This is a genomic window from Pseudomonadota bacterium, assembly GCA_023229365.1.
Lineage (GTDB): Bacteria > Myxococcota_A > Polyangia > JAAYKL01 > JAAYKL01 > JALNZK01.
On sequence record JALNZK010000002.1, the window covers coordinates 70,030 to 91,160 of the forward strand.

Sequence of the window (21,131 nt, forward strand, 5' to 3'; positions counted from 1 at the left end):
TATTGTCCTTTATCGAAAATCATCAGGTCCACTTGCCACAACTTCACCAAAATCACACTTGCGTTCCTGTGTCGGCTGTGTCGGCTCTGTGCGAAAACGCAAATAGGTTGTCATGCCCTTGGTTTCCCTCACATCAACAAACCACCCAGCTTTCTCAAACTTCCTCACCACCCTTGTAAGCAATTTAGCATCCTGCAAATTGCTTATAGCCCTGTTTTCAGAGCCCGAAATCTTGATGAGACACTTTTGCTGCCGCAATTCCTTGTTAATTGCTTTAACAGCCTCTTTGACACCAAGCTTATGCACTCTTTGGGGGGTAGTTGCTTTCATATTTCTCCCTGGGCTGCTCCTATTATACTTCAGAAACAGAGGTTGTAAACTCTTTTCGTTTAAACCAATAAAAACCCCTGTGTTTTACCCAGCCGCCTACGGAAATGTAGAAGAAATACTTCCACAACATCGCAAGCCACCCAACCCCATAAATATAGGCAACCCACTCAGAATGGTTGCTGAACATCAACAACAATGGCAGAATGATGAGAATAGTTAAAACAATCACAATCTGTAGCGTTGTTTTCATAGGGTGGCCGACGAGAATCGAACTCGTATACCCGGATTCACAGTCCAGTTCCTAAGCCATTCGGACACGGCCACAGTGAGACCAGACGGACTTGAACCGTCACCTACTTCCTTAAGAGGGAAGAATGCTGCCGCTAACACCTTGGTCCCAAAAATCATTCAAAATCCACAATCTGACAACGACGATCAGAGTGATATTTTCCCAACACAACTTCCAACATTTCTTTATCAGAAAGAATTCCCTTGTCCGACAAAGTAGAAACTAAATTGCCGAGCACTTCGGCAAGTCTTTTGATCCTATCTTCGATTCCATTGTGCCTGTCGTAGAAGTCATCCTTTCCTTCCATGACAAAATGCTCAACAAATTGTTCAACAGAAAATTCCTCAACAAATTCACCAGTGCTTGGGTGCGGAGTACCAAATCTTACTGTTTTCACGATTCACCTCCTCCAAATAACGCTTCCAAATCTTCAGCGTCAATCACTCGCTGTCCATCGCTCAGTTGATAGACTTTCAGCTTCACGCCACCTAAATCCAAAACGCCTCTGTGTGTGGCGAATGGAACTTCACCATCCAATTCTGGCGGTTCGGCAGGAAGAGACTCCCACTCCACCCCATCCAACAAAATTTGTATTGGAGATTTGGATTCCATATTGCCCTCATTATACTTCAGAAATTGACGTTGTAAACCAATTCATTACCACGGCTTTCATTTGATCGCCAAACTCTTCAATAGCTGCCTCAACCTCCCTGAAATCATCCCCTTCCTGCCACAAAACATCAGAACACTCCATCATCCCCTTCGGACTAAAATCAAACAAACGCTCAACAACTTCAAGTTTCTGCTCTCTTGTTAGTTGCATCTCATCCTCCACAACCACAAGGACTAAAATCCATATTTCGTTCTTTGGATAATTTATCAATACTTCCGTCTTCTGCACATGTTTTACAAATTACCACATGTTCTTGACCATCGTGATATAATCGACAACCAACAAATATTCCGCACGACTCACAAGGAAATCCATCTCTGGCTTCGTTGGCTAAATTCCAATTACTCATTTTACATGTCCCCAATTTGCTATAGCAAGTGATTCTGTCCAGCGTCCAAACAGTGGATGCTCCCAAAACCACTCGTTATTCACCAATGGCGGATTTAATATCCTTTTCCATCCATTGGCCCTCAACTTTGCACGCCTTTGCCAACTATCTGTCAGCATTTCAGCAACTTCTGTCAGTGCTTTTTCACCAATAGTCATGATTATTCTCCAGGGTGACTAACGGGAGTCGAACCCGCTAAAACCTGATCCACAGTCAGGCCCCTAACCGTTCGGGATTAGCCACCATATTTCGTAATCCTAATCGACACCCACTCTGACTCTCCTCTTGGAAGAATACCAACCTGAAGCACGTTGTCCATTTTCCAATCAACAACGGAATCATCGCAATATAACGAAAATTCCGATATAATGTCCTCAACATACAATCCTAAATCTTCCCAAAAAGCTGCTGATTGGAAAGCAATTCTCTGAATTGACAAAAGCAATCGTCTTATTTGTACTCTGGTTATATTTTTTCCACATAACAATGCCAAGTCCATGTCACACCTCCATGATCTAAATCGATGTTATAGCCAGTTTTAGTGATTTTGATTATAACACCATCACCCGCCCGTTTGGGACACAACACCTTAACCCTATCGCCAATTTCAAGTAATTTTTTCATAAGCAGGAGTGCTAGGATTCGGACCAAGATCGACGGTTTTGGAGACCGTTATGCTACCATTGCACCACACTCCTTCGCAGCAGCACCGCCAGGACTCGAACCCGGATCGCCTCGATTTGGAATCGAGTGCCCTAAGCCATTTGGACCACGGTGCTGTATTTGAATGCTGTGGGTCGTGTGGGCGTGGCATTGCTAGGCAACGGCGTTTCCTCGGAACACCACAGCATTCAAGAGTCGGCAGGCGGAATCGAACCACTTAACATCTGATTTGCAATCAGACCCCCAGCCTTCGGAGATTAGTTTCTGCCGACAATTCAGTGGAGCTAGAGGGAGTCGCACCCTCAGTTACCAACGTACCCATTGTAGGTTTTACGTTAGACTCGCTTTGTAGCCCCTTATCTTTTTGGACCTTGCCAATCATCCCTGTATTTATATGTAAATTCAGCATCAATTGGCGTGTTCAATCCTTCCTCTCGCAACATTTCCTCAAGAGCATCAGCCACTTCATCATAAACATCACAACGCTCTTGTTCTACGGCCCAAGTCCATGTGCTGCCGGTAGGCGTATGACTTGCTTTTTCCCTTAATTGAGCAATATATGCTCTAATCTTTTCCGACTTCATCTTTCTTTCCCTTTTTCTTCTTTTCTTTTGGTGCTGATTTCAAACTTTCAATCAAAACTTTTACCTCAGCATTTTCCGCAAGTTTAGTTATCAACTCATTCAATCCATGAATCTCCAAACCTTGCCTTGTCGTTTGTTTCACAAGGTCTTGTATTACACCCTGTGGATCAGTTTGACAGCGTTCTTCAAAGGTTATCATTTTACCCTCTCACAACATCATGGATTTTTGACGGAGCTTGAACAACATCTATGATTTCAAAACCAGGAGGCATATATTTTTGTGCCTCATCCCAAGCTTCGCTCACACAAGCGGCGGCTACACTGATCTTTGGTGTCTTAACCTTTTCCTTGATGTTTTTCTTGAACTTTACAAGATATTGCATGTTTCATCCTTTGCATCAAAATTTACACAATCACATTCCCAGCAGCAGCCTTCTTCGTCATGTGCTTCTGAAAGATGCCCACAGGAACATATCATTTTCTTATATCGACTGCAAGAGGGGTCGTGACCACCTCTCAAATCCCTTTCGCATTCGCTACATTCGATGCTCATATCATTCTCCTTTAGCTGCCCCGTAAGGAATCGAACCTTATCTTTCTCGTTCAGAGCGAGACGTGCGGCCACTACACCACGGGGCAAAATAGCTGGGCTGGAAGGATTCGAACCTTCACGAACAGATTCAAAGTCTGTCAGGCTAACCGTTACCTCACAGCCCAAAAATTTGGTAAATATTTCGGTGTTCCACAGCTTAAACTGCCGAGGTTAGAGGCTGTCCATCCTCACCGAGGTTATCGGCCACCGTATCGCCAACTTGGGACATTTAGCAGGGGCAGAAGGAATTGAACCTCCGAGTGCTTTCGCATGCAGCTTCAAAGACTGCCGGGGTCTGCCAACAACCCCAATACCCCCATGTTTGCAACCAACTGGAATCGAACCAATATTTCTCCGGTGTCGGGAACGTTTTGCCTTAGGCCGCTTTTTGCCAACCCTTGTTCTAGAATTGAATTAGTTATTACGACCCCTTAAACTATAGTTGCAAGTGAGACCGTTGGGATTCGCACCCAAAACCTACGGCTTAAAAGGCCGTTGCTCTACTAATTGAGCTACGATCCCATATAAGGAAAAGATTGCCAATCTTTATTACAGCAGCACAACCTTTGCAGGAAACCCTGGGAAAAGGATTTTATGGCCACAAACCTTGAGTGGGTCCACTCGGAATCGAACCGAGGTCAAAACATTAAGAGTGTTCTATTCTAGCCGCTGAACTATGGACCCAAAGGATAAACCAAATTGTCAAAGATCACAAGTGGGTCCACGGGGAATCGAACCCCGATAAACTGGGTAAAAGCCAGTTATTCTGCCATTGAATTACGAACCCTACAACCACTCTTCATTCACAAAACCACAATATTCTTGAATTGCTCCATAAATGTGTTGCACCATATGAGTGTCGCACACCCTTAAAGAACAAACTCCAAACTTATGCTTATTCTTTTTATACCCGCCACCTTCTCCCTCTTTGAAAACTCCCTTTCGCAAACTGCTATGGTCTAATTTCAAAATTCCAAGCCAATAATCTTCAATCTCTTTTTTTGATAGACCATTGTTTAAATAACAATTGATGCATATTGTATACTTTTGTTTTGGGAAGTAGGTATCCACAAATTTTTTAAATGCACAAATGACATTCGCATCCGTATTCGCCAAGCTTGCCACATTTCTACTTTTTGTTCCTTCTGCCCAATACAGCGTACAACCCAACAAATGCTGCAACTCTCCCTTTTTCGCCTGCTCCCTCCCCTCTTGCTGATATTGTTTCCTAATTGCCAAATATTTTTTTCTTGTTCCTTCTTTGCCAGCAAACCCTATTCTTCCATCTAAATTCTTGCGTTTCGTTTGCGACATTTTTATGGGGCGTGTCCATACACTTGCTGTTGATTTAGACACACCCAACAAATTCACTATTTCACCAAGCGACTTACCTTCTTTCCTCAATTGTTTGGCTTTTTCTTTTAACTCTTTTTTCATAATAGAACCTTGCCTTTCTACCTATATATAATAGCAAAGTTCTATTTTTTTCAAGTCGTGGCTTTGAGAGTCGAACTCAACACGGAATCCTTATCAGGGATTCCAGGGCAAACCGGCCCGTCAGCCACGTATTTTCAATTCAAACTCGGATCGCACTTTGGAAACATATCAAAGAACGAACTTTTCCTTTCTTTCAATGGTTTTGATTCATACTTATACTTTTCATCAAGAGACCCCAGTCCCCTGGGATAACCCTCCAAAACTGTCAAACAACCTACAGCATCGCCCCAGGTCCAGTTGTTGGCAAGAGACTCTTTTGCAAACTCTGCCATGTAAGCTCTTGCTCTTGGAACCAAGCCATCATCCATCTTGTCGTTATACAAATCTTTTGCATAACTTAGAAGCCTGATAGCTTCCATAAGCACCAACAAATAACTTTTTTTTCCAAAATCCAATGGCACACCCAGAAGCATGTTACCTTCTGTTGCCACAACGCAAACAAAGGAAAAATCACCCAAAGCCACAGGAGTCACACCTGAAAGCATCAATTTTGAACTAAATTGTGACAATTCCTTCAAAGCATCGAGTGGTATAGTATTAAATTTATCAAACAAATGTTGAAGCAACTTCATTACCCTCCGTCCTTGCAAAGCAACAGGATCATCGGGTGGCAAATTATCAATCCTTGGAATTGTGTCCATCATAATGCTCCTAAAGCCAATAAAAAAAGCCCTGTCCAGTTTTTTACCTGAACGGGGCTTTTCAATACCAACCCGGCTCAGGCATTTGTCCTGAGCCACGGTGCAACTCAGAACAGATCGCCAGTAATGCAGCAATGCTGCCACTTTTGTTTCTGTTGTTTTTGTTGCTTCGACATTATTCTTTTTCCTTCAGTGGCGGGAGTAGGATTTGAACCTACGGCCTCAAGGTTATGAGCCTTGCGAGCTACCAGACTGCTCCACCCCGCATCATGTTTTCAAAAATTAAGTGGCAGGGGCGGGGGATGATCCCGCTTTCATTTGGTTATGAGCCAAATAAGATAACCGTACCTACCCCCTGCGTCATGTTCATATATATGAGTATAGCTTGAAATTTTTTTCTGTCAATCCCTATTTTTCGGATTTTTTTCGGCGTAAACCAAAAATGGCTCCGAGTCGCCTTGCCACTATTCCCGCTCCAATGGAGACATTAGCTTATCGGGGTTTGCTGTCGCCGTTTCTCGGAGGTTGCCAGCTTGCTCTTCCATTAAATTTGTCAATCAACAACCCTTCTGATTCCGAAGAATCCGCACATGGTTAAGAGGCGTGCCGTGCGTAGCAAAACCCTCATATTGTTGATTGACAAATTGACAAATTATCCCAATGGTCCATCAATGTGCTTGACATCCTCAGCACGAATTCGTTTGCCAAAACAAGATTCCCGCCCAAAGCCATCCATCAACTCATGTGCCCGCTTTTCTCCATAGCACCACACCATTTCCTGTTCTCTGGAAATGTCCTCCACCTTCATCATACGCATCAACCAAATGAAGTGTTGCAGATAGCTGATCCACGGGTCGATTTGTTCTTGCAGTTGCTCTCTTGAATATCTTACCAACGTTGAGGGCAACATCGACTTTTCAAGTTTTGTCAACTCCCGATCTTTCGTAATACGCAAAATCTCCAACTCTTGTTTTACTTTTGCGAAACCCTCAGCAAGATGATGCCAAATAAAATGAGCATCGTCCTTGTCCAGCTTCAACATCACAATCGTTTCTGCCAATGCGGCCTCGGCGGCTTCTTTTGTGCTAAACACACTCAGTCGCCAATCCTCCCTTTCCTCGTTCTCAAACCTCAAAGTTCCTTTTCTACATATGCCGTCAGGGCTGGGAAACAGCATTTCAACGGTTGCTTTTGCTGGCTGCTTATCTATGGCAGCACAGTCTCCACGTAAAACCCAAACGGTATCTCCACGACCAAATTCAACACCGTCAATTGTGGTTGGCATTATTTCCCCAGGGCTTTTGTCAAAATGTCATTTGATTCAATGCTCTCAACCGGCGTCTTAGGTTGCCCACCCCTTTTATCAGCGATACTCGCTAATAATTCTTCCAATTCTTTGTCGGAAATCTCCGATGTATTGGTTTCCAACTGCTCTATCCCACGGTCTATTTCATCAAGCTTCGTGGAAATAATTTTTTTTGCTTTGTCAAGATTGTCCCGATCCTTTGTCATAGCGACCAAATCTTGAGCAAGCTGTCTGGTTTCGGTGTCTTTTATATCTGCGGAGGATTTAATGCCCAAACTTTTTAGTTTTTGTGTTTTAGTTGCAATTTGGGTACTCATCGTCAACAACACCGTATCCAATTTCTCCAGTTTCCCCGCACACACTTTTCTTTTGATTTTTAATTGTTTTAATTCATCTATTGGCACCGGCTTTGTGCTGTTATCGTCCTTGATATAAACCCCCGAAAGATCATTGTGGCCGATATTTGTTTTGGCTGTTAAAACAAATTTAGTGGAACTCGGCACTTCCACATAATAGACGACTTCTACTCCATCCACAGTAGCTTTCAAAGTCTGTTCTGGATGCGTGGTATAATGAATGCAATCCTTTCCATCAACCTGCAAAGTGGCATCGCTGGCAACTTCGATGGTATGCTTGTCGCTGACATAGACCCCCTTGTGCAAGTCTGGGGCACAACCACAAAAGCACAGCAATGTCAAAATAATTGTCTTATTCATGGTCTACTCCTTTTAAGAGTGCAAAAGAACCACTGACCGTGCCCTCTTCTGCCTAGATGATGTTATTAAACCGCATCCGGTCAGTGGCTCCTGTTACATTATACTCCAGAAACTTGCCTTGTAAACCAAAAAAAAATGCCGGATTTTATGGATAATCCGGCAAAAACCTCTGGTGGTTAGGACGACCAGATGCGTCCCAGTGTGTTGAGGAACAACTGACAAATCCCAGATGTTGTGGAGACACCTGACAAAACCTCTGGCTAGGTAGGCGAAACCAGTAATGCCCAGGTGTTGTGGTGACACCTGCTGAAACCTCTGATTTATAGGCAATCAGATAAAAGCCTCGGGTTTATGTGGAGAAAACCAGATGAAAACCCCCACTTTATAGTCGAGGGAAGACCGCCTTTTAAGTTAAAAAGACTAACCCCGCTTTAAGGGATAGCAGTAACCCCCTTTTAAGGAGAAAGGGAAACCTCCTATGCGGCTCCCACAGGAAGGAGCCGGTTCACACATGATTTGTTTCTGCAAATTAGGAAAATTGCACCAATGCCAAGCAGAACGATAGTAGATGGTTCGGGACAATCCGTGGCAACATCAATTCCAGTGACACCAGCCCACGAAAACGAGTTGGGGAATTGAATAATCTCTGCACCCGACTGGGGTGTGATAATCCACTCCCAGACATAAGTATTAGCAAAATGAACAGAATCACTACCCGTAACAGTAAATCCTTGAGGCACCCACACAATAGGATCGACTACATTGGAATCACTCTGCCACTCTACTTGCAACCACAAATGCTTTACTCTGTCCAACTGTTCGTTATTCGGAATAAAAAGCCACTTATCTTGGTTGGAAGGAATTGTAAACCACTCGGGCATTCCATAACCAGGATCAGTAATTTTTGTCCACGTCCACATCGATCCATTCAATTCGCCATGATATTGATAATCAACGACAGCAGGAATGATATCAGCAGACGCACAATTGCAGATCGACATTGCCAGCAAAATCAATAATGTTCGTTTCATGTTCCCATTATACTTCAGAATCAATCAAGTGTAAACCACCGTTTTCAGAATTTTAATCAGCTTTTCCATATCCACATCTGCGGGCAACGAACGATATTCCACCCGCCCATCGTGCTTGATCTCGTAGAAACCCGGTCGTCGCTTAGCTTCTTTGATTTCTTCGGCAAATGCAGCATCCAACTTCAAGAAAATTTGTGGCCAATCAAAATTGACGTTGTAGATACGTTCTTTGCAATGTCCGCATGACTCACAAGCATCTTCTGTAAAACTGGTCTCTTGGGTGAAGCTGACATGTACGCCCGCTGTGCCTTCCAGCATTGCATTTTTGTGTGTTTCGTATCCATAAAAGTTTTGATACTTCACCAACGGCTTAGTGAAATATCTTGCGGATTGCAACCTTACGGTCTTAGGAACCTTCATGATTGGCACATCTGACAATCTGAATGGTAATCCAGCAAAGAAGGTTTCGGCGTTAATTTCTGCCAGCGTCTGCTCAATCTTGTAAATTTCTGCCTTTAAGCTAAACACGGCATCAACAGGGTTGCTAAAAGGTTCGCCCCTTGCTTCAACCAACCAGCCGCAATCATCGTGTGGTAAACGAAGTAAGGAATGCCCGCCAGTCCCGGTCGGATTTACAGCAGCCAGAGAAACAGGCTCGCCGTCTTTTGTTAAAAGAAAAAATTCTTTTTCTAAACCAATTCTCATATTTGTTCCTCCATGACAAAACTATAACTAAATCAGCCCTGCAATGCAATACCAAACTTCTCTCGCATCAACAGCTTTGCTTTTTGAAGCAATTGATGGATATACGGACTTGATACCCCCAATTGCTTGGCAATCTCTTTCAGTGTTTTTCTTTCAATATAATGTTCGTGAAGAATTTGTTTTGCTCTTGTTGTAAAAAATGTATCGCCAGAATGCATGGTGAACAATTCATCTACCAAGTCTGCGTTTGAAGACCGTGGATCAACAATTTGCATTTCAGTGAAGTCTACCAACTCTTCATGATATTTTATTTTTCTTTGTTTATATCCATCAAGAATGGCATTTCGCATACAGCGAATAGCATAACTAGACCATGTGCATTCATGTTGCTGGGCTAAGTCTGGTGTCCAGCTTTCCACGGCTCTCCACAAGCCCATCAAAGCATCGGAATATTCTTCGCTATTTTCTACATCTTCATTAGACTTGAGAAAAGTTAAAGCCGAAGAGCGAGCCAGCTTCAAATTGGCCTCGACGGTTGGCTTGACGAACCTTAGCTCTTGTGTGCTTTGGTCGTCTTGCAGTCCCGATGTAGAAATAGGGGACGGAAGAGTGAACGATTTTTTCTTCAAAGCAATTGTCATAAAGCCCTCGCAGACCAAAGTGTTTTTGCACTTCGGACCAACTTGCTTACACGACAAGCACTTCGGACCAACCTGCGTTGATGATTTAATAGACATTACAACAAATTCTTCAAGGTGTCAACATCAATGATGGGAATTCCTAACGCCGTTGCCTCAGCCGACTTATCACCACTACCATCTCCAGCCACCAGATATTTTACTTTTTTGGATACACTTCCAGCACACTTGCCACCCAATTCTTCGATCTTTGCTTTCCAGAATGTTTTACCTTGCGGCAAACTACCACTGAGGCAGAAGGTCACGCCTGTTAGTTTTCCGATTTTGGGAAGTTGCAAGTCAAAATGTTGCAGCAGCCGGTTGATTTCTTGCGAATGCAATTGCAGGTAAGAATAAATGATTTCGGCTGTCTTTTTACCAACCCCATCCGTGCCCTCAAGTTCATTAACGCTAGCTGCCTGTATCTTGTCAATACCCCGAAAGTGAGAAATTAAAGATTTTCCCGAATCCTCCCCTGCTGTGGGAATACCCAGGGCAGCAAAGAACTTCCAGGCATCCACCTTCTTGGGGGTTTTAATTGCTGCTGTTATTTGTGTCGCAAGCTCTTTATCATCAATATGTTCGGGATCGTGAATCATATGAATGGCAGCCACGGTCAACAGTGATTCTCGCTCCGAAAGCCCTGCCGCCATGCAATCTGCGGCGGAAAGAGAATAAAAATCGGCTCTGGTGGTAATTTTACCACTGGACATGAGCATTTCAACAGTTGCCTCTCCCAATCCCAGGCAACCCAAGACCTTAAACCAATGACAATAATTGCTCAATTGCTTCGCTGGACAGTCGGAATTCTCACATCGAAGTTCCCACATTTCCTCCCTATTACCTTTGGCGGGGGTGTGAATACTGGCCGTAGGCTTGCCACACGATGGGCAAGTTTTGGGATAGGTTGGGTCACACGAATTAGATTTGACACCCACCACCTTGGGGATAATGTTCCCGGCTTTTTGGACAAGTATTTCTGTGCCCAGGCCAATTTTCTTACGAATCATAAATCCGAGATTATGGAGCGTGGCACGGGCTACATTCGTGTCGGCCAAGCGAATGGGAGCAAAAATAGCAACGGGTTTAATGACCCCAGTGCGACCCACATTCCACTCAATGGCTTTAATGATTGCAGGCTCACGTTCCTCAGCGAATTTCCAAGCAATCTTGCCCCGTGGATTACCATCGGGTTTATCACCGTGGGTGCCCAAGTGACTCTGTTCATCCAAGCTTTCTACACCAATCACAATCCCGTCAACCCGATAATCCAGAGAGGGGACTTCTGCCTCCATCTTTGCCAAATCAAAGAAATTAAAGCTTCTGCTTTGCACAAATCGAATGCATGGCTCATTCGGATGTGCTGAATCGTAGCCCAGATTTTTATTGACCCAAATAGCCTTTTCGGTTTCGGTACTGTAAGGAATAGGGGAACTATCATTCCACGTAATCCCATGAGCAATGCAAGTTACCAAATGATATTTGGTTTTCTCGGGATCATTGAATTGTCGGATACCACCGACTGCCGCTGATCGTTGGTTAGAAAATTCTTTTTCCCCCTGTTGTCGCTTCCAATCTTGAACCTTGGGGAAATCGGAAGTCAAAACAATCAATTCACCCCGAATGGCACATGTGATCGGAACTTTGAGCTTTGTGGGAATGCCCTTCACATATTTGGCTTGCTCTGTGACATCTTCCCCATATTCTCCATCCCGTGGACGCAAACCAGCCGAAACCAATTCCCCCTTCTCATAATAGAATTGAATAGAAACTCCATCCAATTTCCATTGCTGATAAAAATAGCCACGGGGATAAGTTACGTTGCTGCCCTTGTATTTCTCTCCATCCAGAACATAAAACTTGCCTTCCCGAACCGACTTGGGGGCTTTCTCTGTGCAATCTGAAATCCACTTCCAAAGTTGTGCTTTTTGGATTTCCAAATCCTCATGGCTTGCTTTGTCGATGGAGGTCAGCAATGGGACGTGTTTTACCTTCTTTGTGGAAATTACCCGCTTTGAAGCCGTAACAGTTTTGAAGATTTTGGAGTCAGAACGATTAGCCTGGAGGGTGCCCTTGAGCATATCGTATTTTGGGTCGGATACGGGGGTTGCAGCATCCAACCCCAAGAGTTTCAACATATCATCCGATGTATCGGCGGGGATTAGGCAATCTTCGCCGTCATCAAATCGAGTATCCAACTCAGCAATAATGGCTTCCAACTCATCGCACTGACTGGCATTCAATTTCGGGTAATTCATGATTTTGTCCTTTCATCTTCCCAATGTACAGGAAAACTATGTTCCCGGCTTTTTCTGGGCTTCTTCGATTTTCTCAAGAGCATTGTTCATCCTGTCTATTCTAATTTCGATGGCAGGCTTGATATTGAGACAAATCATGGAAAAATGTTGAGCAAGGGTATCGTTTCCGTAGCCATGTTGGGGGTCATTTTTTATTGCCCTAAGAAACTCACGGGCTTCGTGAATCTCTATAATTTCTCCGCAGAGAAACAAATCGGCTGACTGCATATAAAGCCAGTCAATAATTGCCCTCAACTGTTCGCACTGTGTTTTTTCTGTATCGTTCATCATGACCTTTGGAGTTTGATAACAGAAAGTTGCCCCAACAAATAAGCCTTATACAGAGCCTGAGTTGATCGGTCGCATCATCCTTGATTGGCTCAGGAAAAAAAAGACCAATATTTTTGGACAAGGATGTGTCTTTAAATTCATCCCATACCAACGCAAGTTGTGCCTCCAATGCAGCTTCTTCGCTGCCGCCCAGCACCAAACATTCGGTACGTTTTTTGGCAAACTCGACTGCCCTTGCCATAACCTCAGCGGCATTCTCTGGCTCTTTGGGCTCTTTTCTGGTTTCAATATTCATTTTTCCACCTTTGTTATCTTCCCAAAAATGTTATCGGCACCAATGGTGCCATTGGTGTGTTTTTTGTTATTGCCGATTTGATAAAGCACACAACCCATTTTTTGTTTAACAGCTTCTACCAAGTGAATATAATAATGCCCCTTCACCTTGCAGAATACTATATCACCTTTTTCAACAATTGCAATACGGTGGTCTTTTTCTTTGATTGGCTCGATAGTCACCAAATCACCGCTGCTGATCTTTGGCTCCATTGAATTACCTTTGGGTCGAATCTGGACTCTTTTTCCAGCCTTCAGGTCATCAACGTGTTTTAACCAATCCATTATTCTACATCTTTCAGAAAAACTTTTCACTTTGATTCCCACCCGTGGTGCCCAAACCCAGTCACATCCTCTCGGTGGTCGGGATCGGGCACCATTTTTGCCGTAAGATGTTCTCCCTCATGCACAATTCGCACTTCGCCTTCAAATGTATCGGCAACTACATCCATCATTTCAATGTATCCCAAACCTCGCATGTATGTGTGAAATTCATTGAGCAAATCGTCTTCGGAAATAAATTTACTTTCAAAAAATGCAGCAACATCCAGACGCCATTCCTGCACGGTCTGGCTGGGATGTATCCAATACTCCGTTTCCAATCCATAGCTGCTTTGTATCCGCACAGAAAAAATGCGAACACCTTGATCCGACAACAATTTGTGAATTTCTTTTGCGTTCATGCTGTTTGCCATGTATCATCGAGAATCACGCTCTCATCCACAACCAAACACTGTCCTTTTTCTGGCCCTTCGGAAAACACCAACACCCACCCTTGCGTTGGATCGTTTATCCATTCAACAATCCCAATAATGGGATGTTGCAGTTTGCACGGCTCTTGGGTGGTGATAATTTCAAAAATCTTCATTTTAGCCCACCTTTGTCAAGTATTCCCGCACTTTTTGTTTTCTATTCAACAACTCAACCTTGTCGTTCAAACGACGCATGACCACAAGCCAATTCTCTAATTTCTTTTTTCTTGCTGCTGCCACTTCCTGCAAATGCTTTAATTCCTCCGCTTGCCTTTTCACTTGGGCCTTCAGCTTTTCGTTTTCGGCCAACAGTGCTTTTTCGTCTTTTGATTTCTTTTCACCATAATAATATCCCCAAAACCAATCTACGAATTTTGCCACATCCGAGAGACAGTTGACCAATGGCACAAATCTATCCAAGGCACGACAATTACGCTGGGATACATCCTGGGGTGATTGGCTGGCATTGGATTTTGCAATCAATTCTGCATCCACACGTAGGTGCTTGCGTTGCCCAGAAAGTATGTTGTCTAGCTCTTGTTTTAAGCTTTGCATCACTACCTCCTCTATTGTTCGACAATTTCAACTATGTCTCTATACCAATCAAACCCAGGATATTTACTTTCAAACTTTTTTGCCTTTTGGCAACAATCTTTGACTCTCTTGTTAAAATCCTTGAATAATTTTAATTGCCATATTGCATCCTCGACCGTACCGTTGTGCCCAACCATATCATCAAATGCTTGCTGCTGTTCCTGAAAAAACGTTTTTTCCAAAAATGTTGGATCAATGATGTTCACGCCCTCAATTTCAAAACTGGCGTAGTCGTCTTCTTCCCAATAAATGTGCAGATGCAATCTTAGTTTTAACGCAGGAAAATCAACCTTCTGTTGTATTCCTTTGCTTAAAAACTTGTACTCTTTTCTCATTGCCGACAATTCGACCACGGAAGGCATCAACGCACAACCTTTTAAAGCATTTGATACTTCCGGTGGTTCAGCAACACCTGCTGCTTTGCAACGTTTTCTAATGTCCAAAAATTCTTTAATTTTAACGCTATTCATTTGTCTGTTTCTTTTTGCGAAGTGCCAATAAAACCATCACACCAATGATGGAATAAAGAACTAAAATCGATGCTACAAACGCTGCTCCGAAAGCACAAAGCAAACACAAAAACGCATTATGTGGCTCAAATAACTTGACCAGACCTATATAAAGCAACAGTCCAATCGGCGTAGCCGGAATAAGCACTATTAAATACACCGTTATTTTAGCAATGCCACTCATTCGTCTGTCCCCGGCTCAATTGCTAAAGTAAGTCCCACAATCTCTTTTACGGACTCTTTCCATTTAACAACCTTGCGATCCTGCAAGGCTTCATAAATTTCCCATATTTTATCATCGGTCTGTCCAGCCTCAATACGGGCGACCTGCCGCTCGTCTTCCTCTGTTTCAATGATTACTCTCTGTCTGACTTTGTTCATCTTCCCGATCCAAATGCTATCGGTGACAAACAACTCCAACGTGTTGAATAATTCAACCATATTGGGAGCATCCAACATGGGCTCACAACTTACGCTTGTTTTGAACCCAGCTACAAATGCGTATTTCAGGGCAGCCATACGCTCAAAGAAATTCGGGGCTCCTGGTTCCCAATATTTTAGGATTGCATCGTCAAATGCCCCAATAGTAAATCGGAAAAGAATGTGATCCTTATACTCTTCAAACTCATGGCAAAGTCGTTTAATGCACTCCAAATGAGGCTTGGACACAATGAGAATATCGTTGCCAGCTTCCAGAAGTTTTCGCAACACAATGACGCAAGGCTCAATCATTTCTGGAACAATGTCATGCGTGGTGGGGAACATCACTGTTCCATCTTCTTTTTTTCGATTCTTTTTGACATCATGCTCTCGGACTTCCGGCTTAGTCCAATCCTCGGGAGTGTTGATTTGCTTGAACCGCATAGCTCGGGAGCGTGCGTAGCAATAGCGGCAATTGTGGCTACAGCCTTTGATGCAATTCACATTTGCCACTGCCCACTCCAAGGTGCCACTAATTTTTTTTGGCTTGCTTGACATCATTTGCTTCCTTCATTGCTCTGCCATTTGGACAAATACAAAAAAACTCACCGCCCGCAGGAAAACCCGCTGGTGAGGTTACTTTTCCCACAGTATCGATACGACCTGTGTTGCCACACAATCCGCATAAATTATTTTGCCCTATAAATTCATCAAACCACAAATCCGTCAGAAACTTCTTCTGCTTGGGTGTCATTTTGTTCCTCGTCTTCGGCCAACTTCTCCAACGCTATATCTTCTGCTGTGTGAATCTTATCAATAATTTTGATAAATTCAAACTCACCATTGGCATGCTCTTCCCAAATATTCCAAACTATTTGGAATTTATTTTCATCTTCCAGATCATCCACAGCATCATTGAATGCTTTGATAAATTCTGGCATATAGGACCAATCCAAATCATCTTGATACCACTCTGCCATATAGGCTAGAGCTTGCTTTCGAGCCGTCGCCTTATCCTTGCACAAGATCAAATCAACATTGCTTTGCAGAGCAATAATACATGGACACTGACCTACTGGTGCAGTTTGCTCACCCACGTTCATCATCTTCTCCTTTTCTCAACAATCCAAACCCAGATCGGGTGGACATTATGGATTCAATTTCATCAAGGGAAAAAGGTCGATATTCACCCAGAAGTTTGAATGCATTGTCTATGCCCACATCCATTGAAAATCGACCGGGCATAATGGAATCAAGCCAAGCCTCAGCACGGGCATGAGAATGTCCGTATAGGTTTCTTGCTCCGTGGTGGCGACGATCCCAAATCGCATAAGCATAATGGGACGCTACATAATTTTTGTCCCCAATTCTCAAAGACAACATATCGGCATGCGTTCGAAAATACCCGGACGCATCAATTGCCTCTCTGCCCGCAGAAAATTGCTTAGGATCATGGTTTCCCCAAACCAAAACAACATTGCGACATTTAATCTGCTTTCTGTAATAGATGAAAGCACCAGCTATTCGGTGGGGGTCGCCACGCACCCAACAGAAGTCTCCCACATGAATAAGTCGATCCTTTTCCCCCACCACAGAGTTAATGTGGTCAAGCATTCCCCGATCCATTCGGCTAATGCTTTCTTGGCTTATCCTCAACTGGGATATAGCTTTATGATCGCCGCTTGCCATAACAGCCCGTTCGGAATCTGTCATGAATTGCAGCCGGTGGCAATATTTCAGAATATTGCCGTGTCCAAAATGAGTATCTGCTGTGAAATAGTCCATGCCCCTATTATACTTCAGAAGGGATTTTTGTAAACCTAAGAAAGGTAGTATTCTACCGTCTTTTGTAGCCCCTCTTCAAGATTAAATTGAGGCTTCCATCCGAGCGACATAATTTTGCTGATAGTATTGTTTATCTCCAAAGGCTGCCTTGGCCTACTACAGAAGGTTCGCTGACCTTCTTTGAAACCAACGCCCTTCTGACTTCTTCTGTTGATTTATTCACAAAAGTAGCCCACCATCCTGTGCTCCAATCGGGGCCAGCACTTGGAAATTCTGTAAAACCGAAAAGAAACCGCATAACAGCCGGTTTGCTGTCTTTAAGGTATTTGTTGGAATACAAGGCTTCCTCATAATTATCAGTTTTTGGATCATAGGCAGTTCCAGCCCGCAGCAACAAAGTAAGCAAAGACCGTCGAATAAAATTATCTTTCCAGAATAAAGATGGAGCAATCCAAGTAATATAATCTCGATTAGTGGGGGCAAACTCAGAATATGAAACACCCAATATTACTTCCGTTTTATACATAAAAGCAGAAACTTTTACAGCATCGCCAGCCAAATGAGACACGTAAAAACCTTCTGTATCTTCTGTGAAATAACACGTATTAAAACGATCTCTGCATGCTATCCAAACCAATGCGTGGTTGGCTTGTGGTTCAATGGCAAATTGACCAGGATTTGGGCGTTTTAAAGATTCTTTAATTATACGAGTTAGCATGGGCAGAGCAACGAGCGTTCCTTTCGTGTGAATTGCAAACTATTATTCGATTATCTACAGTTTTAATAATTTTGTTTTCGCCAACATATTCTACAGTTTCACAATCTTCAAATTCACCACCTATTTCTTCTAGTATAACATTTTTACAATATGGAACAACTGTATTTTGAACAGATGGAATAGATAGTCCTTTGTTTTTTGTGTCTTTTCTTCGCAATTTGAGATTTAAATTAATTTGCCCTTCATTTTCTACTCCTTCGCAATAAATCCTTCCAGCATTATAGGCACCAGCGGGCCAATTAGCACCAGCAAGAAAATTTCTATACCAAGAATGCATTGCACATCCTGTTACCTTAGGCATCACTCGCACCGGCTCTTGATCGCTGCCAATGTTGACCGTATAGATTCCCTCTGCCTCTTTAGTGCCATTGCATTTCATGCACTCTTCATTTATTTCCATTGAGGCACAAGCAACTTTATGATAAAAACACTGCGAGCTTGAGAGTCCAGTTGCACAATAATGACAAGTTCCCTTATTGCCCGATAAAACTATTTCTAAAATTTGTTTTGGACGTAATGTGAGGGTGATATTGTCTGGGTCGATAATTGTAAGTATATCATTGACCTTGGGTGTAGATTGTTCTAAAACAACCACCATGTTAGATTGTCCGTGCTGTCGCACAACACATATTTCGCCCAACACGACCGAAGAATATTTCGCCCAATCATCCATGATATCTGGATATAATTGACGAAAACGCATATCAACTGGTCCATCGGGACGATCTTTGTTTAAATTTTCCTCACACTCCAAATATTCACTATTCCAAGTAAAATCCAGAATCTGCTCTGCTGGATTATTGCCAAATATGGAGGAAAAATGGAGGAAAAATTCCTGATGCGGCTTTATTTTAATGTAGGAAAAGCTCGACTTAGGATTGCGAATTTTTAGTATTTCCATGTACTAACTCCGCTAACCAATTGGCATATTCCTTTGAATATCTTCTCATATCCATGTTTAACGCCTCTACAAACAACGGCAACTTATTTTGAAAATATATCAAAATTTTATCTAAAGATTCTAGTCGGGATTCAACAGACAAACTCGGGTCTATAGTGGAAAGAAAGTCCTGTTTTGACACATAACTTGCCAACAAACCATCATAACAATAGAGGCAAATTTCCCATGTAATTAATCGTAATTCTTTTTGCCAAGGCAGTCTTACAACATTTTTTCTCCATTCGAGAAAAAAATCTTCATATTCATCCAAAAACAATTTATTTTCAGTTAATTGTTCAAACAAAACACCATCTCTGTATCCGTTATGTATTGGCTCGTAAGTTTTTATATAATATACCCCCGGACGCCATGTTGGCTCTTGCCAATTAATGGTCAATAAATACCAATTGTTGTCGGCGGGCTTGAAAAAAGCACATCCTGATCGGATGTGTTTAACATAAGGTATATCGATACCGTGCCGTTTAAGATATTCTTCGCAGAGATACATTACTTTTCTACAATTTTTTTCAATTCATTTAATCGAATAGGATCAGCCACAGCCCAGCAACGAGTTTGTTCGTCCCAAGCCACAGGGTATTTTTTAGGAAAACTTTCTAAAATTTCAAAAAGCTCTCCTGTGTCTTTGGCATGCTCCACTGATCTCAAAAAAATCAAAGGATGCAAATCAACATATCTTTCTCTTAGCTTATCAATCACTTCCTGATTCATTTGCCATTCCAAAAACTAACACCAGCTTGTTGCGTGTTCCACCATCGCCATATCCACAGGGCAACAATGCCGCCAACGATGCCAAGAATGATGCCAGAAGTTTGTCCAAATTCACCTCTACCAATCAGGAAATTAATAAGCCCTCCAACATAAGAGCCAACAACACCAACCACAATTGTTGATAATAGCCCTACAGGGGCAGCCGCAGGCATGATAGCTTTCGCAATCAATCCCACAATTATAGCATAAAATAAAAATCCAATCAACCAAAGCATAACTCACCTCCCTTTTTAATTATATATGATTCACAAGTGGCAAACCTCTTGTGTTCATAGCTCCATAAATTTCAACTTCTTTTGTGCTTCTTTTTTGTGCTTCAAATTACCCCATTGAACCATACGATTCAATATCCACTTTTTTAATTCAAATAACTCATCCGACAATAAATAAACACCTTTATCTTTTTCTAGTCCCAAATACCTCAAAAATTCCTCCAAAGTAGGTACTTGGGAAAAATCAGTCGGCATAATTTTGTTTTTTGAAAAATCCACAAACCACAAATATAAATATGTCCAATTAATAATTTCCGAACTGGTTAATGTGCCCTCTGGCATCCGTAATTCTACTGTTTTACGACTCGTATCATATCCCCCATGCCCTGCTTCACCCCTTATGGCAGCCGCATAGTTCACCAAATTTATTGCCAATTTTTTTTGAGGATTCTCATGTACATTGAGATTTGAAGGCTTAATATAACGCCAATAATCTTCTGGAGTTTCAAATACTCCTTCATACTTAAAATGTTTTCCCAATAATTTGCAATATTTATTTGTGCGGCGATGTGGTGGAAGCATTTGGCATATCCACGGCTCTATTTTAATCCATCGAGCAACAAGAACGGCAACTTGCTCTGGGGCAAAATCTTTAACTTCTGCGTGAATATGAAGCCCACAATTATTGTTGACTTCTACACCAGCTTTTCGCAAAGCATCTGCCACATTACCTATGTGCAAAAGATCACGCTGGCCCTGGGCGATAAACGAAGCAACTTCCCATCCACCATTGTCTTTTTTCTTGCCGAGCGGACCACAGGTGCTGTCATACTTGACATGCCAATAATCATTTTGGCTGGTTTGTGCCCATCCTGGGCAATCGTCACCAAAAATACCATCTGTTACCACAATGTGCCGAGAAGATTTTTTGGCAATAATATCTCTAATGTATTGTTTGCTAATACATGGATGACGATAGCCAAACTGATCGGTCCACACTGATTCTTTGGAAGAACCACGGATAACTTGATTTTTTACGCTGCTGACTTCTAATTCAATACCAAAACGACGCTTGCTATTAAATTTTTTGTATTCTATGAGCATGATTATAGGATAGCATAAAACTCAGACAAAAGTCAAGATTGATCCCTGTTTTCATCGCCCACGCCACCAACCCAATTCATCAATCGACTAACGTTCGATCTTTGGGCTTGCACAACTTCCCACAATTCGCCCAATTCGTTAGAGAGCTTGACCAACAAAAAGCATGCCGCAACTAAAAGAGCCAATGTTATCAACACCAAAACAAGAATAACAACCAATAAAATAACCATATGTG

The 21,131-nt window shown here is 42.5% G+C and carries 35 protein-coding genes and 12 tRNA genes; all 47 read right to left on the reverse strand.

The window, feature by feature from the left end:
- Window positions 1-9: 9 nt before the first annotated feature.
- Window positions 10-330: a hypothetical protein gene (locus tag M0R80_01335; GenBank protein ID MCK9458279.1), complete on the reverse strand. Its 321-nt coding sequence runs from the start codon at window positions 328-330 to the stop codon at window positions 10-12.
- 252 nt (window positions 331-582) lie between these two features.
- Window positions 583-654, reverse strand: a tRNA-His gene (locus M0R80_01340).
- A gap of 2 nt (window positions 655-656) precedes the next feature.
- A tRNA-Lys gene (locus tag M0R80_01345) sits at window positions 657-729 on the reverse strand.
- 5 nt (window positions 730-734) lie between these two features.
- A complete protein-coding gene (locus M0R80_01350) occupies window positions 735-1,016 on the reverse strand; it encodes a hypothetical protein (GenBank protein ID MCK9458280.1) in 282 nt (93 codons plus the stop codon).
- Window positions 1,013-1,231, reverse strand: a complete 219-nt coding sequence (locus M0R80_01355; GenBank protein ID MCK9458281.1) for a hypothetical protein — start codon at window positions 1,229-1,231, stop codon at window positions 1,013-1,015. The genes M0R80_01350 and M0R80_01355 overlap by 4 nt, the downstream gene beginning before the upstream one ends.
- Before the next feature lie 10 nt (window positions 1,232-1,241).
- Window positions 1,242-1,520, reverse strand: coding sequence for a hypothetical protein (locus M0R80_01360; protein MCK9458282.1), 279 nt, complete (start codon window positions 1,518-1,520; stop codon window positions 1,242-1,244).
- Between the two features lie 117 nt (window positions 1,521-1,637).
- The gene (locus M0R80_01365; GenBank protein ID MCK9458283.1) at window positions 1,638-1,838 is read right to left on the reverse strand and encodes a hypothetical protein; all 201 of its coding nucleotides are present in this window, start codon (window positions 1,836-1,838) and stop codon (window positions 1,638-1,640) included.
- Window positions 1,839-1,851: 13 nt separating this feature from the next.
- Window positions 1,852-1,923 (reverse strand) — tRNA-His (locus M0R80_01370).
- 384 nt (window positions 1,924-2,307) lie between these two features.
- Window positions 2,308-2,378, reverse strand: a tRNA-Trp gene (locus tag M0R80_01375).
- A 6-nt stretch (window positions 2,379-2,384) separates the two neighbouring features.
- A tRNA-Trp gene (locus M0R80_01380) sits at window positions 2,385-2,459 on the reverse strand.
- A gap of 240 nt (window positions 2,460-2,699) precedes the next feature.
- On the reverse strand, window positions 2,700-2,927 hold the full coding sequence (locus M0R80_01385) for a hypothetical protein (GenBank protein MCK9458284.1): 228 nt from the start codon (window positions 2,925-2,927) through the stop codon (window positions 2,700-2,702).
- A complete protein-coding gene (locus M0R80_01390) occupies window positions 2,908-3,126 on the reverse strand; it encodes a hypothetical protein (GenBank protein ID MCK9458285.1) in 219 nt (72 codons plus the stop codon). Before M0R80_01390 ends, M0R80_01385 begins: the two co-directional genes overlap by 20 nt.
- A gap of 1 nt (window position 3,127) precedes the next feature.
- Window positions 3,128-3,310 (reverse strand): hypothetical protein, encoded by a 183-nt coding sequence (locus M0R80_01395; GenBank protein MCK9458286.1) that lies wholly within the window; start codon window positions 3,308-3,310, stop codon window positions 3,128-3,130.
- Window positions 3,311-3,495: 185 nt separating this feature from the next.
- Window positions 3,496-3,566 (reverse strand) — tRNA-Gln (locus M0R80_01400).
- A 6-nt stretch (window positions 3,567-3,572) separates the two neighbouring features.
- Window positions 3,573-3,644: transfer RNA gene (locus M0R80_01405), tRNA-Gln, on the reverse strand.
- Window positions 3,645-3,752: 108 nt separating this feature from the next.
- Window positions 3,753-3,837 (reverse strand) — tRNA-Gln (locus M0R80_01410).
- A 131-nt stretch (window positions 3,838-3,968) separates the two neighbouring features.
- Window positions 3,969-4,041 (reverse strand) — tRNA-Lys (locus tag M0R80_01415).
- A 90-nt stretch (window positions 4,042-4,131) separates the two neighbouring features.
- Window positions 4,132-4,203 (reverse strand) — tRNA-Lys (locus M0R80_01420).
- Window positions 4,204-4,235: 32 nt separating this feature from the next.
- Window positions 4,236-4,306 (reverse strand) — tRNA-Lys (locus M0R80_01425).
- Window positions 4,306-4,956, reverse strand: a complete 651-nt coding sequence (locus M0R80_01430; GenBank protein ID MCK9458287.1) for a hypothetical protein — start codon at window positions 4,954-4,956, stop codon at window positions 4,306-4,308. The genes M0R80_01425 and M0R80_01430 overlap by 1 nt, the downstream gene beginning before the upstream one ends.
- A gap of 134 nt (window positions 4,957-5,090) precedes the next feature.
- The gene (locus M0R80_01435) at window positions 5,091-5,756 is read right to left on the reverse strand and encodes a hypothetical protein (protein ID MCK9458288.1); all 666 of its coding nucleotides are present in this window, start codon (window positions 5,754-5,756) and stop codon (window positions 5,091-5,093) included.
- A gap of 94 nt (window positions 5,757-5,850) precedes the next feature.
- Window positions 5,851-5,924, reverse strand: a tRNA-Met gene (locus tag M0R80_01440).
- Between the two features lie 385 nt (window positions 5,925-6,309).
- Window positions 6,310-6,942 carry a hypothetical protein gene (locus tag M0R80_01445; GenBank protein MCK9458289.1) on the reverse strand — a complete coding sequence of 211 codons (633 nt, stop codon included), beginning with the start codon at window positions 6,940-6,942 and terminating at the stop codon, window positions 6,310-6,312.
- A complete protein-coding gene (locus M0R80_01450; GenBank protein ID MCK9458290.1) occupies window positions 6,942-7,679 on the reverse strand; it encodes a hypothetical protein in 738 nt (245 codons plus the stop codon). Before M0R80_01450 ends, M0R80_01445 begins: the two co-directional genes overlap by 1 nt.
- Window positions 7,680-8,155: 476 nt before the next feature.
- Complete coding sequence (locus M0R80_01455; GenBank protein MCK9458291.1) at window positions 8,156-8,710, reverse strand: PEP-CTERM sorting domain-containing protein; 555 nt, start codon at window positions 8,708-8,710, stop codon at window positions 8,156-8,158.
- Window positions 8,711-8,734: 24 nt separating this feature from the next.
- A complete protein-coding gene (locus M0R80_01460) occupies window positions 8,735-9,415 on the reverse strand; it encodes a hypothetical protein (GenBank protein ID MCK9458292.1) in 681 nt (226 codons plus the stop codon).
- Between the two features lie 32 nt (window positions 9,416-9,447).
- Window positions 9,448-10,056 carry a sigma-70 family RNA polymerase sigma factor gene (locus tag M0R80_01465; GenBank protein ID MCK9458293.1) on the reverse strand — a complete coding sequence of 203 codons (609 nt, stop codon included), beginning with the start codon at window positions 10,054-10,056 and terminating at the stop codon, window positions 9,448-9,450.
- 95 nt (window positions 10,057-10,151) lie between these two features.
- Window positions 10,152-12,350 carry an NAD-dependent DNA ligase LigA gene (gene ligA / locus M0R80_01470; protein ID MCK9458294.1) on the reverse strand — a complete coding sequence of 733 codons (2,199 nt, stop codon included), beginning with the start codon at window positions 12,348-12,350 and terminating at the stop codon, window positions 10,152-10,154.
- A 36-nt stretch (window positions 12,351-12,386) separates the two neighbouring features.
- The gene (locus M0R80_01475; protein ID MCK9458295.1) at window positions 12,387-12,680 is read right to left on the reverse strand and encodes a hypothetical protein; all 294 of its coding nucleotides are present in this window, start codon (window positions 12,678-12,680) and stop codon (window positions 12,387-12,389) included.
- Window positions 12,628-12,975, reverse strand: coding sequence for a hypothetical protein (locus tag M0R80_01480; protein ID MCK9458296.1), 348 nt, complete (start codon window positions 12,973-12,975; stop codon window positions 12,628-12,630). Before M0R80_01480 ends, M0R80_01475 begins: the two co-directional genes overlap by 53 nt.
- Window positions 12,972-13,298, reverse strand: a complete 327-nt coding sequence (locus tag M0R80_01485; protein MCK9458297.1) for a S24 family peptidase — start codon at window positions 13,296-13,298, stop codon at window positions 12,972-12,974. The genes M0R80_01480 and M0R80_01485 overlap by 4 nt, the downstream gene beginning before the upstream one ends.
- 26 nt (window positions 13,299-13,324) lie before the next feature.
- The gene (locus M0R80_01490; GenBank protein MCK9458298.1) at window positions 13,325-13,696 is read right to left on the reverse strand and encodes a hypothetical protein; all 372 of its coding nucleotides are present in this window, start codon (window positions 13,694-13,696) and stop codon (window positions 13,325-13,327) included.
- Entirely contained in the window at window positions 13,693-13,881 is a 189-nt protein-coding gene (locus tag M0R80_01495; protein ID MCK9458299.1) for a hypothetical protein, read from the reverse strand. The genes M0R80_01490 and M0R80_01495 overlap by 4 nt, the downstream gene beginning before the upstream one ends.
- A gap of 1 nt (window position 13,882) precedes the next feature.
- Entirely contained in the window at window positions 13,883-14,320 is a 438-nt protein-coding gene (locus M0R80_01500) for a hypothetical protein (GenBank protein ID MCK9458300.1), read from the reverse strand.
- An 11-nt stretch (window positions 14,321-14,331) separates the two neighbouring features.
- Window positions 14,332-14,829, reverse strand: a complete 498-nt coding sequence (locus tag M0R80_01505; protein ID MCK9458301.1) for a hypothetical protein — start codon at window positions 14,827-14,829, stop codon at window positions 14,332-14,334.
- Window positions 14,822-15,052 (reverse strand): hypothetical protein, encoded by a 231-nt coding sequence (locus tag M0R80_01510; protein MCK9458302.1) that lies wholly within the window; start codon window positions 15,050-15,052, stop codon window positions 14,822-14,824. Before M0R80_01510 ends, M0R80_01505 begins: the two co-directional genes overlap by 8 nt.
- On the reverse strand, window positions 15,049-15,849 hold the full coding sequence (locus tag M0R80_01515) for a radical SAM protein (GenBank protein MCK9458303.1): 801 nt from the start codon (window positions 15,847-15,849) through the stop codon (window positions 15,049-15,051). The genes M0R80_01510 and M0R80_01515 overlap by 4 nt, the downstream gene beginning before the upstream one ends.
- Window positions 15,821-16,042, reverse strand: a complete 222-nt coding sequence (locus M0R80_01520) for a hypothetical protein (GenBank protein ID MCK9458304.1) — start codon at window positions 16,040-16,042, stop codon at window positions 15,821-15,823. Before M0R80_01520 ends, M0R80_01515 begins: the two co-directional genes overlap by 29 nt.
- Window positions 15,999-16,394 (reverse strand): hypothetical protein, encoded by a 396-nt coding sequence (locus M0R80_01525; GenBank protein ID MCK9458305.1) that lies wholly within the window; start codon window positions 16,392-16,394, stop codon window positions 15,999-16,001. Before M0R80_01525 ends, M0R80_01520 begins: the two co-directional genes overlap by 44 nt.
- Entirely contained in the window at window positions 16,378-17,073 is a 696-nt protein-coding gene (locus tag M0R80_01530; protein MCK9458306.1) for a hypothetical protein, read from the reverse strand. The genes M0R80_01525 and M0R80_01530 overlap by 17 nt, the downstream gene beginning before the upstream one ends.
- Before the next feature lie 130 nt (window positions 17,074-17,203).
- Window positions 17,204-17,791 (reverse strand): hypothetical protein, encoded by a 588-nt coding sequence (locus M0R80_01535; GenBank protein ID MCK9458307.1) that lies wholly within the window; start codon window positions 17,789-17,791, stop codon window positions 17,204-17,206.
- Window positions 17,772-18,752: a hypothetical protein gene (locus M0R80_01540; protein MCK9458308.1), complete on the reverse strand. Its 981-nt coding sequence runs from the start codon at window positions 18,750-18,752 to the stop codon at window positions 17,772-17,774. Before M0R80_01540 ends, M0R80_01535 begins: the two co-directional genes overlap by 20 nt.
- Window positions 18,724-19,188, reverse strand: a complete 465-nt coding sequence (locus M0R80_01545) for a hypothetical protein (protein MCK9458309.1) — start codon at window positions 19,186-19,188, stop codon at window positions 18,724-18,726. Before M0R80_01545 ends, M0R80_01540 begins: the two co-directional genes overlap by 29 nt.
- A gap of 110 nt (window positions 19,189-19,298) precedes the next feature.
- On the reverse strand, window positions 19,299-19,520 hold the full coding sequence (locus M0R80_01550; GenBank protein MCK9458310.1) for a hypothetical protein: 222 nt from the start codon (window positions 19,518-19,520) through the stop codon (window positions 19,299-19,301).
- On the reverse strand, window positions 19,517-19,795 hold the full coding sequence (locus M0R80_01555; protein MCK9458311.1) for a GlsB/YeaQ/YmgE family stress response membrane protein: 279 nt from the start codon (window positions 19,793-19,795) through the stop codon (window positions 19,517-19,519). The genes M0R80_01550 and M0R80_01555 overlap by 4 nt, the downstream gene beginning before the upstream one ends.
- A 54-nt stretch (window positions 19,796-19,849) precedes the next feature.
- A complete protein-coding gene (locus M0R80_01560; protein ID MCK9458312.1) occupies window positions 19,850-20,896 on the reverse strand; it encodes an amidoligase family protein in 1,047 nt (348 codons plus the stop codon).
- A gap of 32 nt (window positions 20,897-20,928) precedes the next feature.
- On the reverse strand, window positions 20,929-21,126 hold the full coding sequence (locus M0R80_01565) for a hypothetical protein (GenBank protein ID MCK9458313.1): 198 nt from the start codon (window positions 21,124-21,126) through the stop codon (window positions 20,929-20,931).
- Window positions 21,127-21,131 lie beyond the last annotated feature (5 nt).